This is a genomic window from Methanomassiliicoccus luminyensis B10 (genome assembly GCF_000308215.1).
Lineage (GTDB): Archaea > Thermoplasmatota > Thermoplasmata > Methanomassiliicoccales > Methanomassiliicoccaceae > Methanomassiliicoccus > Methanomassiliicoccus luminyensis.
On the sequence record NZ_CAJE01000023.1, the window covers coordinates 13,717 to 29,445 of the forward strand.

The 15,729-nt window shown below is 59.6% G+C and carries 17 protein-coding genes; 14 read left to right on the top strand and 3 right to left on the bottom strand.

Going from position 1 to position 15,729, the window contains the following annotated elements:
• Positions 1-133: 133 nt before the first annotated feature.
• From WYS_RS15345 to WYS_RS12320, 8 genes are all read left to right on the top strand, one after another.
• Positions 134-2,020, top strand: a complete 1,887-nt coding sequence (locus tag WYS_RS15345; protein ID WP_019178471.1) for an NADH-quinone oxidoreductase subunit 5 family protein — start codon at positions 134-136, stop codon at positions 2,018-2,020.
• Positions 2,021-2,887 (top strand): complex I subunit 1 family protein, encoded by an 867-nt coding sequence (locus WYS_RS12290; protein WP_019178472.1) that lies wholly within the window; start codon positions 2,021-2,023, stop codon positions 2,885-2,887.
• Positions 2,884-3,360 (top strand): NADH-quinone oxidoreductase subunit B family protein, encoded by a 477-nt coding sequence (locus tag WYS_RS12295; protein WP_019178473.1) that lies wholly within the window; start codon positions 2,884-2,886, stop codon positions 3,358-3,360. The genes WYS_RS12290 and WYS_RS12295 overlap by 4 nt, the downstream gene beginning before the upstream one ends.
• On the top strand, positions 3,357-3,782 hold the full coding sequence (locus WYS_RS12300; RefSeq protein WP_019178474.1) for an NADH-quinone oxidoreductase subunit C: 426 nt from the start codon (positions 3,357-3,359) through the stop codon (positions 3,780-3,782). The genes WYS_RS12295 and WYS_RS12300 overlap by 4 nt, the downstream gene beginning before the upstream one ends.
• Positions 3,775-4,851 (top strand): hydrogenase large subunit, encoded by a 1,077-nt coding sequence (locus WYS_RS12305; RefSeq protein ID WP_026069092.1) that lies wholly within the window; start codon positions 3,775-3,777, stop codon positions 4,849-4,851. The genes WYS_RS12300 and WYS_RS12305 overlap by 8 nt, the downstream gene beginning before the upstream one ends.
• Before the next feature lie 4 nt (positions 4,852-4,855).
• Positions 4,856-5,287, top strand: coding sequence for a 4Fe-4S dicluster domain-containing protein (locus WYS_RS15350; protein WP_019178476.1), 432 nt, complete (start codon positions 4,856-4,858; stop codon positions 5,285-5,287).
• A 44-nt stretch (positions 5,288-5,331) separates the two neighbouring features.
• Positions 5,332-5,742 carry a thioredoxin family protein gene (locus WYS_RS12315; RefSeq protein ID WP_162137737.1) on the top strand — a complete coding sequence of 137 codons (411 nt, stop codon included), beginning with the start codon at positions 5,332-5,334 and terminating at the stop codon, positions 5,740-5,742.
• A 66-nt stretch (positions 5,743-5,808) separates the two neighbouring features.
• Positions 5,809-6,861, top strand: coding sequence for a DNA-methyltransferase (locus tag WYS_RS12320; RefSeq protein ID WP_147654240.1), 1,053 nt, complete (start codon positions 5,809-5,811; stop codon positions 6,859-6,861).
• A gap of 12 nt (positions 6,862-6,873) precedes the next feature.
• On the opposite strand, the gene WYS_RS12325 is transcribed toward WYS_RS12320, so the two are convergent.
• A complete protein-coding gene (locus WYS_RS12325; protein WP_019178479.1) occupies positions 6,874-7,356 on the bottom strand; it encodes a GNAT family N-acetyltransferase in 483 nt (160 codons plus the stop codon).
• Between the two features lie 36 nt (positions 7,357-7,392).
• On the opposite strand from WYS_RS12325, the gene WYS_RS12330 reads away from it, so the two are divergent.
• Both WYS_RS12330 and WYS_RS12335 read left to right on the top strand, forming a co-directional pair.
• A complete protein-coding gene (locus tag WYS_RS12330) occupies positions 7,393-7,938 on the top strand; it encodes a PH domain-containing protein (RefSeq protein ID WP_019178480.1) in 546 nt (181 codons plus the stop codon).
• 420 nt (positions 7,939-8,358) lie between these two features.
• A complete protein-coding gene (locus WYS_RS12335) occupies positions 8,359-9,429 on the top strand; it encodes a phosphoribosyltransferase (RefSeq protein WP_162137738.1) in 1,071 nt (356 codons plus the stop codon).
• Here WYS_RS12335 and WYS_RS12340 read toward each other — a convergent pair.
• Positions 9,413-9,706 (bottom strand): hypothetical protein, encoded by a 294-nt coding sequence (locus WYS_RS12340; protein ID WP_019178482.1) that lies wholly within the window; start codon positions 9,704-9,706, stop codon positions 9,413-9,415. The two genes, WYS_RS12335 and WYS_RS12340, sit on opposite strands and share 17 nt — an antisense overlap.
• 197 nt (positions 9,707-9,903) lie before the next feature.
• Here WYS_RS12340 and WYS_RS12345 point away from each other — a divergent pair, with 197 nt between their 5' ends.
• From WYS_RS12345 to WYS_RS12360, 4 genes are all read left to right on the top strand, one after another.
• Entirely contained in the window at positions 9,904-10,710 is an 807-nt protein-coding gene (locus WYS_RS12345; RefSeq protein WP_147654241.1) for an HD domain-containing protein, read from the top strand.
• A 422-nt stretch (positions 10,711-11,132) separates the two neighbouring features.
• Positions 11,133-12,548: an AAA family ATPase gene (locus WYS_RS16560; RefSeq protein ID WP_019178484.1), complete on the top strand. Its 1,416-nt coding sequence runs from the start codon at positions 11,133-11,135 to the stop codon at positions 12,546-12,548.
• Positions 12,549-12,559: 11 nt separating this feature from the next.
• Positions 12,560-14,017 (top strand): VWA domain-containing protein, encoded by a 1,458-nt coding sequence (locus WYS_RS15360; RefSeq protein ID WP_019178485.1) that lies wholly within the window; start codon positions 12,560-12,562, stop codon positions 14,015-14,017.
• Between the two features lie 81 nt (positions 14,018-14,098).
• On the top strand, positions 14,099-15,442 hold the full coding sequence (locus WYS_RS12360) for an NAD(P)/FAD-dependent oxidoreductase (protein ID WP_019178486.1): 1,344 nt from the start codon (positions 14,099-14,101) through the stop codon (positions 15,440-15,442).
• Here the strand turns inward: WYS_RS12360 and WYS_RS12365 are convergent.
• On the bottom strand, positions 15,419-15,709 hold the full coding sequence (locus tag WYS_RS12365; RefSeq protein WP_019178487.1) for a hypothetical protein: 291 nt from the start codon (positions 15,707-15,709) through the stop codon (positions 15,419-15,421). The two genes, WYS_RS12360 and WYS_RS12365, sit on opposite strands and share 24 nt — an antisense overlap.
• Between the last annotated feature and the right edge of the window lie 20 nt (positions 15,710-15,729).

Consider the following 15,729-nt stretch of genomic DNA (forward strand, 5'->3'; position numbering starts at 1 on the left):
GCTTTCGTCGGCAAAAGAATCAGCGCCCTTGCATTAATATCTTGTCAGAAGTGTTAGTATCGGTAGAAACCCATATGGAGCCTGCGAAGAGTAGCGTTGGCGAGGACAATGGTGCGGTGATGGAGCAGGAACAATGAACGCCGGAGAGACGATCGCATTGCTGTCGGTGGTGGTTCCCGCGGTGGGGGCCCTGCTCTGCCTGATGCTCAGGAAGAGGCGGCAGACCGTCTGGATAGTGGCCGGGACCGCCGCGGCGATATCGGTGGCCTCGGTCGCCCTCTTCGCGTACATGGCCCTGAACAAGCTAACGGTCATGGAGATCGGCCTGGAGCAGGAGTTCCCCGCGGTAAAATGGCTGTTATTCCTGCTGGAGTACGCGGTGCTCCTGATCTTCCTTTACGTGGGGGCGAAGGCGAAGAACATCTGGGTCGTCCTGATAGCCCTCTTCGATCTGGGCCTCAGCACCTACTTGAACTTCTGGACCGGTTTCGGCGAGGTCAGCCCGGCCATCGTGGTCGACCATCTCAGTGTCATCATGATCCTCATAACCTCCCTCATAGGAGCGGTCATAGCCGTGTACGCCCTGCGCTACATGAGGGACGATCCCCGCCAGCCCCGGTTCTTCACTGTGATCTTGGTGTTCCTGGCCGCCATGAACGGGGCGATGCTGTCCAATGACATGTTGTGGTTCCTGACCTTCTGGAGCATCACCACGCTGTGCTCGTTCCTGCTGATAGCCCACACCGGGACCGCTGAGGCCGTCAAGGCGGCGAGATGGGCCCTTCTGGTCAACATCGCCGGCGGTGCCGCTCTCATCGGTGGGGCGGCCCTGTCCTACTATTACTATGACACTCTGGCCCTTTCCGCCGTCCCCGTCTCCGGCCTCGGTGGGGCGGCCCTGCTGCCCCTCTCGCTATTCGCGGTGGGGGCGTTCACCAAGTCGGCCCAGATGCCGTTCCAATCCTGGCTCCTGGGAGCTATGGTGGCGCCGACCCCGGTCTCGGCGCTGCTGCACTCCGCCACAATGGTCAACCTGGGCCTCTACCTGCTGATACGGCTATCCGACCAGTTCGCGGGAGCCCCATTATTCCTCGGAGCCCTCCTGGCCCTCGTCGGCGGGGCGTCGTTCCTGATCCCCTCGATACTGGGGATTGCGGCCAGCAACGCCAAGCGGGTGCTGGCCTACTCTACCATCGCCAACCTCGGGCTGATCACCATGTGCGTGGGTGTGGGCACGCCGCTGGCGATAACCGCCGCCGTCATCCTGCTGCTGTACCACGCCATCTCCAAGGCCCTCATGTTCCTGTCGGTGGGGGCGGTGAAGGACCAGAAAGGGAGCGAGGACATCGAGGCTATGTATGGGCTGCGGACCACCATGCCCTTCGCCACCCTGGCCATATTCGTGGGGGCCATCACCATCGTGCTGCCCCCCTTCGGTATGTTCGCCTCCAAGTGGCTCATCAGCGAGGCGGTGCTGAGCTTCCCCTTCCTGGGGTTCGTGCTGGCCGGCGGCTTCGCCTCCGTGGCGGTCCTATACTTTAAATGGGTAGGAGCGACCCTGGCGGCCGACCCGGAGGTGACGCCGACCACTATACGCTATGACCCCATGGACCGGACCTACAAGTGGACTCTGGGCCTGCTGATGGTCGCCTCCGTGGCGCTGTCCGCCCTCATCGGCCCGGTGATCTTGTACCTCATCAACCCCTACGTCTCGCAGTACTTCGACCTGCCTGTCGGGACCGACTCCGTCACCCTGGTCACCCCCTCGGGAGAGCTACCGGTCCTGGTGCTCCTGGTGCTGGTGGCGGCAGTGTTCATCGGGCTTAGGCTGCTATTCCGTCCCGGGCAGGAGCAGGTGGCCAAGCCCTACGCCTCCGGCGAGGATTTCCACTTCGAGCCGGTGGGCCACTATTACCTGAACGATGCCAGGGTCCGCGTCGTGACCCTGATCGGGGAGATCGCCAGCGGCATCCTGGTCGTGGCAATGGTGGTGGCCCCCATCCTGATGGAGGTGCTGTGAATGGCGCTCTCCGAGCTGGCCTTGCAGGCCGCCCTGATAGTGCTAATCCCCCTGGCGGTCGGTCTCCTGATCGGGATCGACCGCAAGATCACCGCCCGCCTCCAGAATCGCATCGGCCCGCCCATAGTGCAGCCGTTCTACGATCTGGTCAAGCTCATCAATAAGCGCCCCATGCTGCTGAACACCCTCCAGGTCACCTTCGCCGCCGCCACCCTGATGTTCCAGGCCCTCGCCGTGGGCATCATTGTCACCGGCGGGGACCTGCTGATCGCGTTCTTCATCTCCGGAGCGGGGTCCATCTGCACGGCCATGGGGGCGTTCTCCGCGGCCTCCCCGTACGCCTACATCGGCGGGCACAGGAAGCTGCTGGCCATACTGGCCTATGAGCCGGTACTGTTCCTGATCATCCTGGCCATCGGGCTGCGGCGCTCCTTCATCGTCGACGAGATCGGCGGCGGCCTGCTCAGCCTGTACCCGGTGGCTATGCTGGTCATGATCCCAGTGCTGGTCATCCTGATGGAGAAGTCCCCCTACGATGTGCCCACTGCGCACCAGGAGCTGATGTCGGGGCCGTACGTGGAGTACTCCGGGCCGTACCTGGCCATCATGACCCTGGCGCACTGGTTCGAGCTGGGCTTCATCTTCAGCGTATTCGCCCTGTTCGTGTGGTTCGACAGCCCCCTGCTCACCGCGGTGGGCCGGGTGGCCATCGTCCTGGTGGTGGTGTTCGCCGCCATCATCATCGACAACATCACCGCCCGCCTTACCAGGGAGAGGATGCTGTTCTTCACCCTGACCTTCGGGGTGGGCCTTATGGCCGTGAACGTCCTGATAGTGAACCTGTTCAGCCTTGGAGTGATCATATGAAGTTCATCGAGACCATGCGCAAGAGGTCGCCGTGGCTGCTGCACTTCGACACCGGGTCGTGCAACGGCTGCGATATGGAGGTATGGTGCCTCCTTACTCCCCGGTACGACGTGGAGCGGTTCGGCATCATCAATGCCGCCAACCCCAAGCACGCCGACATCCTGCTCATCACCGGGCCGGTCACCAAGCGGTGCGAGGACCGGCTGAGGAACCTGTACGATCAGGTGCCGGAGCCCAAGCTGGTGGTGGCGTGCGGGGACTGCGCCTCCACCGGGGCGCCCTTCCAGGACTGCTACAACGTGAACTGGGGGGTGGACAAGGTGATACCGGTGGACGTGTACGTCCCCGGGTGCGCCTGCCGCCCCGAAGCGCTCATCGACGGGGTGCTGCTGGCGCTGTCGCTATGGGAGAAGAAGATCGCGGCCCTGGAGGAGGGAACGCTGGAAAAGAAGCGCCGGGAGGCGGAGCGATGAGCGCGGAGGAAGCGCCGCCCGCCCCGCCCCTTCGGGACCTTAGCGAGGTCCGCGCCTCGGCCGAGGAGATGAGGGCCAAGGGCGCCCGGCTCATCATGATCATGGTCCGGGAGAACCCCGACGGGACCTTCGAGCTGATCTACGCCTACGACCTGGGAGGGTGCGTGCAGGATGTCCGCTTCAGCCTCCCCCCGGACCGGGAGGTGGACACCATCTCCGGCGTGTACGCCGGCGCCACCAACCTGGAGAGGGAGATCGTGGACCTGTTCGGGCTGAACTTCAAGGGCATGGCCCCCGGCCTGCTGCTGGAGGCCGGGAAGAGCATGAAGTGCCCGCTGCGCCGGCCGCCGGAGCCGAAGCCGGAGGGACCGCCGAAGGGGCCCAAGAAAGCGGGGGAGAGAAAGGGGGGAGACGATGTCTAGGAGCATGATCATACCGTTCGGCCCGCAGCACGCCGCTTACCTCGAGCCGCTGAACGTGGCGCTGAAGCTGGAGGAGGAAAGGGTGGTGGGGGCGGAAGTGAACATAGGGTACAACCACCGGGGGATGGAGCGGGCGCTGTCCATGGACTACAAGAAGTCCCAGTACCTCTGCGAGAGGGTGTGCGGCATCTGCTCGTTCCATCATTCCTCGGTCTACTGCCAGGGCCTGGAGAGGATCTTCGATGTCGACGCGCCCGAGCGGGCCAAGCTCATCCGCTCCATTCTCATGGAGTGCCAGCGGCTGACCTCCCACCTGCTGGCGCTGGGCCACGTCGCCGAATCGGTAGGGTACGAGAACCTGTTCATGCAGTCCTTCCGGGAGCGGGAGCTGGTGATGTGGCTGGTGAACAGGATATCGGGCAACCGGGTCCACTACAGCATGAACGTGATCGGGGGGGTGAAGAGGGACCTCGCCCCCGAGATGGAGAAGGAGATCGCCAACACCATGAACGATCTGAGGCCCAGGCTGATGGAGCTTCACCGGATCTTCAGCCGGGACAGCACCCTGAGGAAGAGGACCGCGGGCATCGGCAAGTTCTCCACCCAGGATGCCCGGTCGTACGGCGCGGTGGGGCCGGTGTCCCGCGCGTCAGGGGTGCCGCAGGACATCCGCCAGGACGGCTTCGCCGCCTACGGCATGATCGACTTCCGGCCGGTGGTCCGGGAGGAGGGTGACGTGTACGCCCGCATGATGGTGCGCATGGACGAGTGCCTTCAGTCGGTCGACATCATCGAGCAGTGCCTGGCCCTCCTGAAGGACGGACCCATCGCCATGCAGGTGCGCGGCCACCCCACCGGGGAGGTGTTCTCCCGGGTGGAGGCTCCCCGGGGGGAGCTGATGTACTACATCAAGGCCAAGGGGACCCTGAGCCTGGAGAGGATAAAGCTCCGGACCCCCGCGTTCATGAACGTGCAGGCGCTGCTGGCGATGATGCTGGGGTACCAGCTGTGCGACGTCGGCACCATATCGGTGTCGGTGGACCCGTGCATATGTTGCACGGACCGGTGATCCCATGTCCATGCTGACCTCCGCGCTCAAGAACCTGTTCCGGCGCCCCTTCACCACCACCTACCCCGCGGTGCCGGCGGACCTCCCCCCCGATAACCGGGGGAGGGTGGTGTGGGACATGCAGAAGTGCATCTGGTGCCGGAAGTGCGAGCGCTCCTGCCCCTCCCGGGCGATCACCACCGACAAGGAGGCCAAGACCCAGACCATCGTGAGGCACCGGTGCATCGGGTGCAACACCTGCGTGGAGGTGTGCCCGACCCAGACCATAACGATGCTGCCCGACTACTCGAAGCCGGACACCGCGCCGGTGGTGCACGTCTTCTGGGTGGGCATGCCCAAGCATGAGTACAGGGTGGAGCACCTGCCCCGCCAGGAGGGCCGTCCAGCGGTCCAGAGCTTGCCCGATGAGGATAAGGGGCAAGAACAACGTTTATGAAATGGGCCCTCTCACGTCAGCACCACGGAAAGAGAGGTGAGAATATGGCAGATGTAGGCCCGACAGAGCTGATGCACAACGTGATGGAGCTGGACCAGCAGAACTTCGCCGAGACCATCAGGAACAAGGACAAGCTCGTGGTGGTGGAGTTCTACCTTCCCGAATGCCCGCACTGCCAGAGGATGGCCCCGATCTACGAGGACCTCTCCCGGGAGATGGCGGACGAGGCGGTGTTCACCCGCATACACGCGAGGGACAATTGGGACCTGGCAAGCCAGTACGGGATCCAGGGCACTCCTACCTTCAAGATGTTCTGCCGGGACCAGCTGCTCGGCGAGGTGGTGGGGGAGACCAGCGCCACGGTGCTGCGCAACACCATCAAGGACTTCATCCGCCACCAGGAGGCCTGCGCGTCCGGAAGGAACGCATCCTACGAGCTGGACGGGTACGGTTGAGCGCTCCGGCGTAAGGGACCTGGCGCCAAAAGGGTTAACCCATCCTTCCTCGCATTAGTGTTATCCGTGGTGAGATTGGAGGAAGGGAGCGGTACTTCCGACTACAGCGATAGGCGGTACCTCTCCGCCGGCGAGGCGGCCAACTTCCTGGGCACGACGGTCCGGGAGCTGCACCGCCTGGTCAGGGAGTCAAAGGTCCCCGTGACCATCGCCGGCAGCGGGCAGCAGAGGTTCGACATCGCCCACCTGAGGGAGATGGGCGAGCGCGCGGTCCCCCGGCCCCCGGTCCCGGAGCGCACCGTTCTCGAGGTCAACGGGACCAGGCAGGAGGTGCTGTGCAGGGGCTCGCAGAGCATGGGCGAACTGGAGGACGGCAGCGTGCACCTGGTGGTGACGTCGCCGCCGTACTTCGATACCAAGATGTACTCCCCCCGGCCGCTGCGGGGCGATCTGGGGGACGTCCACTCCGTGGACGACTGGTTCGACGAGATCGGCCGGGTGTGGTCGGAGTGCTACAGGGTCCTCCAGCCGGGGCGGAGGGCCTTCATCAATATCATGAACCTGCCGGTCCGGCAGCCCGACGGGGGCTATCGCACCCTGAACCTGGTGGGGAGGACCATCGACCGGTGCGAGGAGCTGGGCTTCGTGTTCAAGCGGGACATCGTATGGCACAAGACCAACGGCGTCCGCGCCCCCTTCGGCACCTACCCGTACCCGGGGGGCATCCTGATCAACAACATGCACGAGTTCATACTGGAGCTGGAGAAGCCCATCCCCAGAGCGCTACGGCCGAAGAAGTACGCCCACGTCCCTGCCGCCGATAAGGAGGCCTCGCGGCTGGACAAGGAGTTCTGGCTGTCCATAAAGAACAGCGACGTGTGGCTGATGGCGCCCCAGGCCAGCGGGGACCGCCGGGACCACATCGCCCCCTTCCCCGCCGAGCTCCCGGCGCGGCTGATACGCGCCTTCACCTTCAAAGGCGAGACGGTCCTGGATCCGTTCCTGGGCTCCGGGACCACGCTGCTCGCCGCGGCCGCCCTGGGGCGCAACGGGGCGGGGTACGAGATCAACCCCCACATCGCCGGTTCCGCAGTGGAGGCGCTGAAGAAGAGAGCTTGAGATCAAGGGCCGCTAATGGCCGGACCCTCCGTCGACATCCCGATAGAGCATGAGCCTATACTCTCGGAAACCATGTTTTTCCCAGAAAGAGCGGCCCATGACGTTCTTGGACACGACCCGGAGCTCTATCCTTCCGACCCCCTGATCGTCAAACCATCCGTTGAGGTAAGCGAGCATTTGCTCTCCGACCCCTTTTCTTCTGAACGACGGCCTCACCGCCATCTCCTTTATCAGGCCGTACCTTTCCCTTTCAAGCACGGGTGGATAGTACGCTATCTCCGCTGCGGAGTAACCGATGACATGGCCGTCTTCGATCGCGACCGCTATAAGGGAGCTATCCGAACCCAACAGCGTTTCGAGGTGGCGCCGGTAATTTTCATGCCCGTCGACTCGCCGCGTGAAGAACGGATCGAGATTGGAATGATGATCCATCAACTCCATCCATATCTCCACTATCTCGGGGACATGATCCGCCTCGGCCTTCTTCACCATCATTCCGTTCAATGAACATATCGTTGGTATTTACGAGCGATGTACGAGCAGCTCTTGGCGGCCGCCAAAATCGGGCATGCGAATATGGTGCGGGGGCGGCCCGTTAGCGACAAGGCCAAGGGGAACGAAGGCCCCCGGTTCTCGATGCCCTCCAAGAATGACAAGATGGCCCTGGCGCAGATATCGTTCACATCGATCCTCCTGCTCGTGGTCATGCTGCCGATGACCCTGTTCATAACCGGTGGTGTCGGCGGTTCGTTATCGGTCACGATGGACGAGGAAAAGGTCAGCATCGATGCACCTCCGTATGGTTGGGGCATCGCCTATTCGGACATAGACAGCTGCGAGCCGAATGACGGGACGTTCCACGTCAGCCGCGAATTCGGACTGAGCAACCACGAAATAATCGCGGGTCGGCTGTACAACGACGAGGTAGGGAGCTGCAACGGTGCCATCTATAAGGATACGGGCGCTTGCGTGCTGATTAGGACGTACGATGGAACATACTACGTGTTCAACGATGCGTCCGTTGAAGGCACCGCCTCACTGCACGCCGAACTATTGAGACATCTGCCAACGTTGTGAAGATCTCCCATTTTGCCAACTCGCGGTATGACTTCACCAGCATCCGGCGAAGCACGGCCAGCACTAGAAGCTGGTGCTGCGTGAACGAGTGCTTCGACCTGTTGCTCGAATACAGCGGCATACCGAGGCGTCCTGCTCCCTTCGCTATCTGATCGACCGCACGCATTATTTTGTTGCCGTTCCAAGTAGTATCGTTCGGCACGAGACCATACCGTCCCGAGGCCAGTTGTCTCCAGGAAGAGCTTGAACTGACCTCTGGCGAGGTCATTTCGTGCCCGATGTTACATCATGCTTTCGACCCCTGCCACGATGATCTCCACAAAGTCGATGATGAGGGAATTAACAACTGATTCAATTCTCTGGGTCTTTCAATTAACCGCCCAGCTAGTATAAATATCAAATATGTTCTTCCATAGTTATATGGAGCATGGAAGAATAAATCTGGATGATTTTGCTATCAGCGGATTTGATTACTTCCTAAACTCCGATAACCACCAAGAAAAGAAGAAGGAAATATATGGCCTCCTTGCAAATCTGTTCAAATCCAGTTCATTAGAGATCGATACTCTTGTTGGTGTGGATAGAAAGGGTGCGTGGATAGTTGATAATTTCTTCGCTGAATATCCCGGTTTAAAAAAATTCAACGTCATCTCCGATAGCGAAATCGACGCGAAAAAGAGCATGGTAAGCAAGCTGAGAGTATTGGTTTTTGATGATTCTATCCATACTGCGGATACAATAACCAACGTTATTTCCAGGCTGCAGAGATATAAACCAAAAAACATAATAGTTGCTTGCCTTTTATCGAATGCAGGTTCCAATGTAATAATTAATAAAAAATATCCAGATATTAAGATAGTGCCATGTAAGACCGTATTTGAAGATTTTCCCAAGCAGTCCGAAGACTATCTGGTTTGGGAATTACCCTTTGTCGATGGCCTTAAGGCAAAAGACAACCCCGATTTTCCGAAGCTAAAAATCACTACGCCTGAGCAAGATCTAGATAAGATCGCCGACTCCATATGTAATGCGATAAAGAATAGTGTAAATAATGTATCAGATATCGAAATAGAAAAAGTCATAAATAAGGTTCTTTCTCGAAACATCAACGTCGAAGTCGAAGCTGATGAGTCAGTGATAGCGTCTCCATATTACAAATTTGCGACGGTGGATGAGTCGAAAGTTAGAGCATTCATAACAAAGTACGAGGGCCGAACGGAGATTATCGTTACGCCACTTGTCTTCCCTAGGTTGGATTCAAATGGGTGTGACATAATTGACACATCTCCAAATGACTGTCTTTGTAAGGCCGTGAAATTGAAAAAGAAGAATGATGAGATATGCAAATTGTGCTTACCTTACTTTGTGAACGGAATATTCTTGGATAGGCTGAATAAAAAGATCAACGAAACTCTAAAGGCAGACAACATCCTCATCGAGACAATAAAGACAGAGAGGCCTAAGATAGGCCGATTTATTCGGATTTCTTAGGCCTTTTTGTCGTATCATAGATCTTGTCTATGATGTACTCAGCTTCTCCTGCGATTTTGAAGGTCCTAGTCCACTTGTCATTGACCTTCTCCCAGTTGCCATCTATAATTCCAAGGTCAAACAGCTTATTCAGGGTCTTCGAAACAGTGGATCGAGACATGTCGTCTTTCAGTTCCTCCACTAACTTCGTGAAGTAGATGCCCTCCTTTTTTTCCCGGTATTCACGAATAACGTAGCATATTTTAAGGTCGTTTGACAGGACCGACCAATCAACCATGCTGTCTGCCCCCTTGTGTAATCTTAGGGAATTTGTCCACAAATTATACTATACCCTCAGGTATGAATATTGTGGATTTCGGTGGTATCCCATCACACGGTATAACAATAAGCGGTATATATAACCTTCAGATTCGAGTATGCTAATTAGACTTCGGTATATTTATTAACCAATATCACATTATAGGTACTTAAAGGGTGGTCAGGACGCCTCATTCGCGGGAAGCAGCTCTGTATATCCATTTGGCAAATTCTGAATCTGATCAATTGCTAATTGATTCAGAACAGATGGCCCGCCAGATCTTTCCATTTATTCAGAGAAATTTCAGAGACCTGACCGGTCATGGCATAGTCCATTCAACTTCCATTATCAGTTACCTTAATCTATTCATCAGCATATTAAAAGCAGAAGGGCTTGAACTAAGTCGCACTGAAGTTAGGTTGCTATATTCAGCAGCATGGTTGCACGACATTGGCTATTTGACCTGCAGTGAGCGGAGTGAGCATTCGAGGGAATCCTGTAGGCTCCTCCAGATCATTGAAGAAAATTATTCATTATTGGGCGATTTAAAGAACTCGATGATGTATCTTGTGAAATATCACCAATCGAGATATGATCTATCCGAGGTACCAAAGAACGCCGTACACATACATGGGGACCAAGTACGTTTACAATTTCTCTGCGCCCTATTTAGACTAGCAGATGCGTGCCACATCGGAGAAGATAGGGCTAACAGGTTGGTCTACTATTTGATCGAAGGGGAGATAAATCCTGAAAGTAAACCCCATTGGATTGGCAACAGCTCTGTCTTATCGGTGGACTTCATTGTCGAAGATGCTAAGATATTGATTACAGTAACGAACGAAAACGATGCGAAGGTTCTTACCGATGGCTTTATCAAAGATTTTCAAAAACTCATGCCATTTTTAGCTCCGGCATTTCCATTCTATTCAGTAGAGATACAAAGTGAAACACCGTTCGAGCTGGAAGGGGGAAGAATCTGAACTCGGAAGCCCCTGGGGGCGGAAAAATGCAATGATCAGGTTTGCTAGCAAAACTCCGTCCTTTGGTTCAAGCCGGGTGAGCAGCATATCTCTAACGGTATAACGCCAATGGTCAGATCATCGCTGGTTGATATCAATGCTAGACCATTTTCAAATAAACAAAGTCCTGAGACACTGCTGTATGCTCTTCATCTCGTAACATGCGGGACGCATGTGCCATGCAGAAAGCAAGTCTACCCTGCGCTCCCCTCACGGGTGTTCTTTCGTTCGAACATATTAATAGCATTGATGTTTTCTTTGTGGCACAAGGCTTGTGCGTCAGGGGAACCGGCGATTCCGCGAGCGATGAGGCTTGCAGCCCCGGCTCAGGATTATTGCCTAGCTCAACTCATTTCACCACACGCTCATACGGAGAAGGGACGATGAGGTCTAAGATACAGACGCTCAGCGATGAGCTGAACGAGAACTTCAAGGAGAGAGAGGACGAGATCGCAGGGTCCTTGCTGGCCATGATATCGGGGGAGCATGTGCTGTTCATCGGCCCCCCCGGCACGGCCAAGAGCCTGCTGGCTAGGGAGATGTGCAAGGCCATCGAGGAGGGGAACTTCTTCTACTATCTCCTCACCCGCTTCACCACTCCCGACGAGATCTTCGGGCCGCTGTCCCTCAGCTCCCTCCAGGAGGACGTGTTCAGCCGCAAGATCGAGGGATACCTCCCCACCGCCAACGTCTCCTTCCTGGACGAGATCTTCAAGGCCAATTCGTCCATCCTCAACTCCCTGCTCACCATCCTCAACGAGAGAAAGTACCACAACGGCTCCGAGCTGGTGACCGTGCCGCTGTACTCCGTGTTCGGCGCGTCCAACGAGCTGCCGGAGGAGAACGAGAGCCTGGAGGCCCTGTACGACCGCTTCCTGTTCCGTTACTACGTCGGCTACGTCCAGGACGAGACCAACTTCCTGGACCTCATCCTGGGGCATGCCGAGAACTTCGCGCCCTCCACCAAGCTGAACATCGCCGAGCTGGACGTCCTGCAGGAGAGGGCGGAGGCGGTCCCGGTGGGCGAGGACGTGCTCGACGCCCTGGTGGGCCTTCGCAAAGAGTTCCGTTCCATGGGGGTGAGCGTTTCGGACCGCCGCTGGAAGAAGTTCGTGCGCGTCCTCCGCGTGGCCGCGGCCGCCCTGGACCGCGAGAACGTGGACAAGACCATGCTGCCGCTGCTGCAGCACATGACCTGGAACAAGCCGGAGGAGAAGGCCACCATACGCAAGCTGCTCCTGGAAATGACGGTGTCCGGCGGGGTCGACCTGGAGAGGACCAAGAAGGACCTCCAGGACCTGCACGCCTCCGCGGCCCTGTCCAGGAACTACATCCTGCCGGAGAAGGTTACCTGCTACAGCTGCGAGCGCGAGTTCACCGACTGGAACTCGCTCAGGGAGCATGGGCATAACAGCCCCGATCACATCTATGTCCTCACCGGCAAGGAGGAGAAGTACCAGCTGACCAGGAACAGGACCACCCCTAAGATGTACCCGAACTTCCTGGACTACTTCGAGTCCAAGGGAAGGCCGGTGGTCCGGGCCCTGGACGAGGACAAGAAGGCCCTGTACCTCCAGGAGGTGGAGGACCTCGAGGACGACCTGGGGTTGCTTGAGACAGACCTGGAGAAGGAAAGGGCCGAGCTTCACAAGGCTCTCGTCGAGAACATCTGGCTGTCTCACCGGGACCGCGAGGATATAATGTCCATCTACGACGGCAAGGCGGCGGTCATGGGTGAGATGAGATCCCTTCTCGGGGACACCAGGGATATCGTCACCACCGAGGAGCGCGTGGAATAAGAGAGGCGGGCATGGTCGCGTCGGCGATGGTGCGCTGGAAGAAAGCCTATAACGATGACGCGGTGCGCCTGGTGGTGGGGAGGCCGCGAAGGATCCCCCGCCGCAAGCGTGAGGAGATGGCATCCATCCTGGCCCAGGAGCTGTTCGGTTCCCGCAAGGTGGTGGACGCACGCCGGCACGCCGCCAGGTACGGGGCTTTCCACGTTGTCCTGAGGCTGCTCAAGGAGACCCCGGCGTGGAGCGAGATGAGGGGGATGGCGGCCAAGAGCGACATCATCGCCGCCATGGCCCTGAGGGGCGTGGTGTCCATGGTGCTGGACATCATGGACCGGACCGTCCTCCTTCCTTCCGATACCGAGGAGGAGCGGGCCATGGGCGGACTGATCGCGCTGACGGTCCACGCCTGGCAGCGCCAGACCGCCATAGGGAGGGACGACGTCCTCCGCGCGGTGGAGGAGCTGGAGGCCATCGACGCCAGAGGGGAGGCGAGGGGCGCGCTGAGGGACCTGATGGGGGACGCGCTCCGGGAGGGCATGGAGGAGCTGCGCAGCTACCTGAGCATGCTCTCTATGATGGAACAGCTGCTCCCCCCCGGAGAGGACGAGATCTCGGTGGAGGAGGTATTCGTGGCCTACCTCCGGGACGTGGACAGGATGGCCCAGCTGCTCCAGATGAGCAGCCAGCTTCAGAGGATCATTGACCTGATGGGGCAGCTGGACGTGGAGTTCGGGGCCAAGAGGGAGAAGGCCCAGAGCTTCTCTACTCAAGAGGCGTATGCGCTGGGCCGCTCCAAGGACGTCCAGCACGTGCTTCCCGTGGAGCTGCTGAAGCTCAAGGTGCCCATCCTGCAGACCCTGTTCTTCTCCCAGATGCTGGAGGGCGAGCTTCTTACCTACGAGCTGAAGGGGCTGAACTGGTCCGCCGCCCCCGAGAGGCGCAGGAAGGGGCCGGTGGTGGCCCTCATCGACGCGTCCGGCTCCATGGTGGGGGAGCCGGAGCTCCTCGCCAAGTCGCTCATCCTCATGCTGGCCAGGCGCATGGCCCGGGAGAAGCGCGAGATCAAAGTGATCCTCTTCGCCGCCAACGACTGGAAGTTCGAGCTGAACCTCTCGGACAAGAAGAAGATGGCCCAGAACCTCCTGGACATCGTGTGCCGGCAGTTCGAGGGCGGGACCGACTTCAACTCCGCCCTGCGGGTGGGGCTGGAGACCGTGAGGGAAAAGGAGTGGAGGGGCGCCGACATACTGTTCTTCACCGACGGCATGTCCCAGGTGTCGGACCAGGACCTGGTGGGCGAGTGGCTGAGCTTCAAGAAGCGCACCCAGTCCAGGATATACACGCTCATCGTCGGCTCGGACCAGGCCGGGGGGCTGGAGAAGGTCTCCGACCACACCTGGGTGCTGTCGGCGGGGACCTGGGACGTGGAGGGCAGCCCGTCCAACATCATCAAGCTCATCGCCGACGGCTGAGCGCCGGGACCGTTGTGGGCGCCGCTCGGGGCCGCGGGGAAAGCGGCAGCTTCAAATAAAAACGGGCCTCATTGAACGGGTATGGGAGCGGAGACGACCTCGCCCTGGCTGGCCCAGCTCAGGCGGACCAGGCCGGTGACGGAGCTTCGGGAGAGCGACGCCGCCGACGTTGCGATAATCGGGGGCGGGATCGCGGGGATCTCCACCGCGTACTTCGTCCTGGAGCGCACCGACCTCGACGTGGTGCTGCTGGAGAAGGACCTGGTGGCCGGAGGAGCTACGGGGCACAATGCCGGCCAGGTGGTGGCCGCCTTCGAGGTGCCGTACCCTGAGCTCGTGGAGAGGTACGGCGCCGCCCTGGTGGAGCAGGGACTTGCGGAGACGTTCGAGGGCTGGAAGCACCTCCGGGACATGCTGAAGTATATCGACGCGGAAGAGCTGCTCCAGGACGTCCAGGGCCATCTTGCCCTCTCGTCCCTGGAGGACCTGCAGGGGCGATTGGAGGAAGGCGCTCCCGCCGGCACAAGGGGCCAGGTCCTGATCGCGGACGATATCATCAAGGAGGTGCCCAGCATCCCCAAGGGCGTGCGCGCGGTGACCCGGGAGGGGTTGCTGGAAGCGTTGTGGTCGCGCGACCCCCGCTACATCGCCGCGATGGGAACGAGGGTGGGGACGATCAACAGCGCGGTGCTCGCCGAGAAGCTGGCCGAGCGCCTGGCAGAGCGCTACGGGAACCGCTTCCGCATCTACGAACGCTCCGCGGCGTCCTCGGTGCGCCTGGGGGACCGAGCGGCGGTGAAGGTCAATGGCCACGCGGTCCACGCCGGGAGCGTTGTCATGTGCACCAACGGGTATCCGGAACCTCGCTACGAGGCTTGTGCCTTCCCGGTGGGAAAGGGGGCGGTGCGCGGGGTGGAAGGGTACATGATCGGCAAGTACTCCTCCGCCGGCAGCCCCGGGGTCAAGGTGTTCTTCCCCGGCCCCTCCGGAAATGGACCGTACTACTACGTCACCAGGCGGAGGTTCGGGGACCGCTGGCTCACCTCGGCGGGAGGGCCCGACCTTCAGCTGCGCCCGGGGGAGGGGCCCGAGGACGAGAGCCTTCGGGACGAGGAGTTCTACGGCCTCATCGAGGGGTTCATGGCCCGCACCGTTCAAGGGTACGAGGGGCCCCGGGACGTCCAGTGGAAGGGGCTGATGGGGTATACGTCCCCCAACGTGAGGCTGGTGGGACAGGACCCCGGGAACGGGGCGCTGTACTATAACCTGGGATGCAACGGGATCGGGATACTGACCTCTGTCGCCGGCGGCCTCAGGATTAGCAGGTTGCTGGAGGGCGAGGTGCTCCCTCCGTCCATGTTCGACCCGGCGCTGCTTATGTCGGGGAGGAAAGCATCATCATCATCTTCGTCTTCGGTGCGGTAGCACGGGGCCGTCCTGGAACAGGACCACCAGGCCCACCGTCATGAGCCCGAAGCTGCCTATGACCGCCACGGCCAGGCCGGTGTTGATGTTGTACTTCAGGAAGGGGTTCTCGGAAGCGTCCGCCGCCAGCGGCGAGAGCTTGCTGAGATCGATGTGCCGGTCCTCGCCCGCCAGTCCGCCGGGGCCGTAGTATACCATGGTCATCGCTATGACGGTCACGATCACCATCATACCGATGCATATGGCGTTGAATCTCCTGGCGTTCACCTGCGGCGGGACGATTCTAA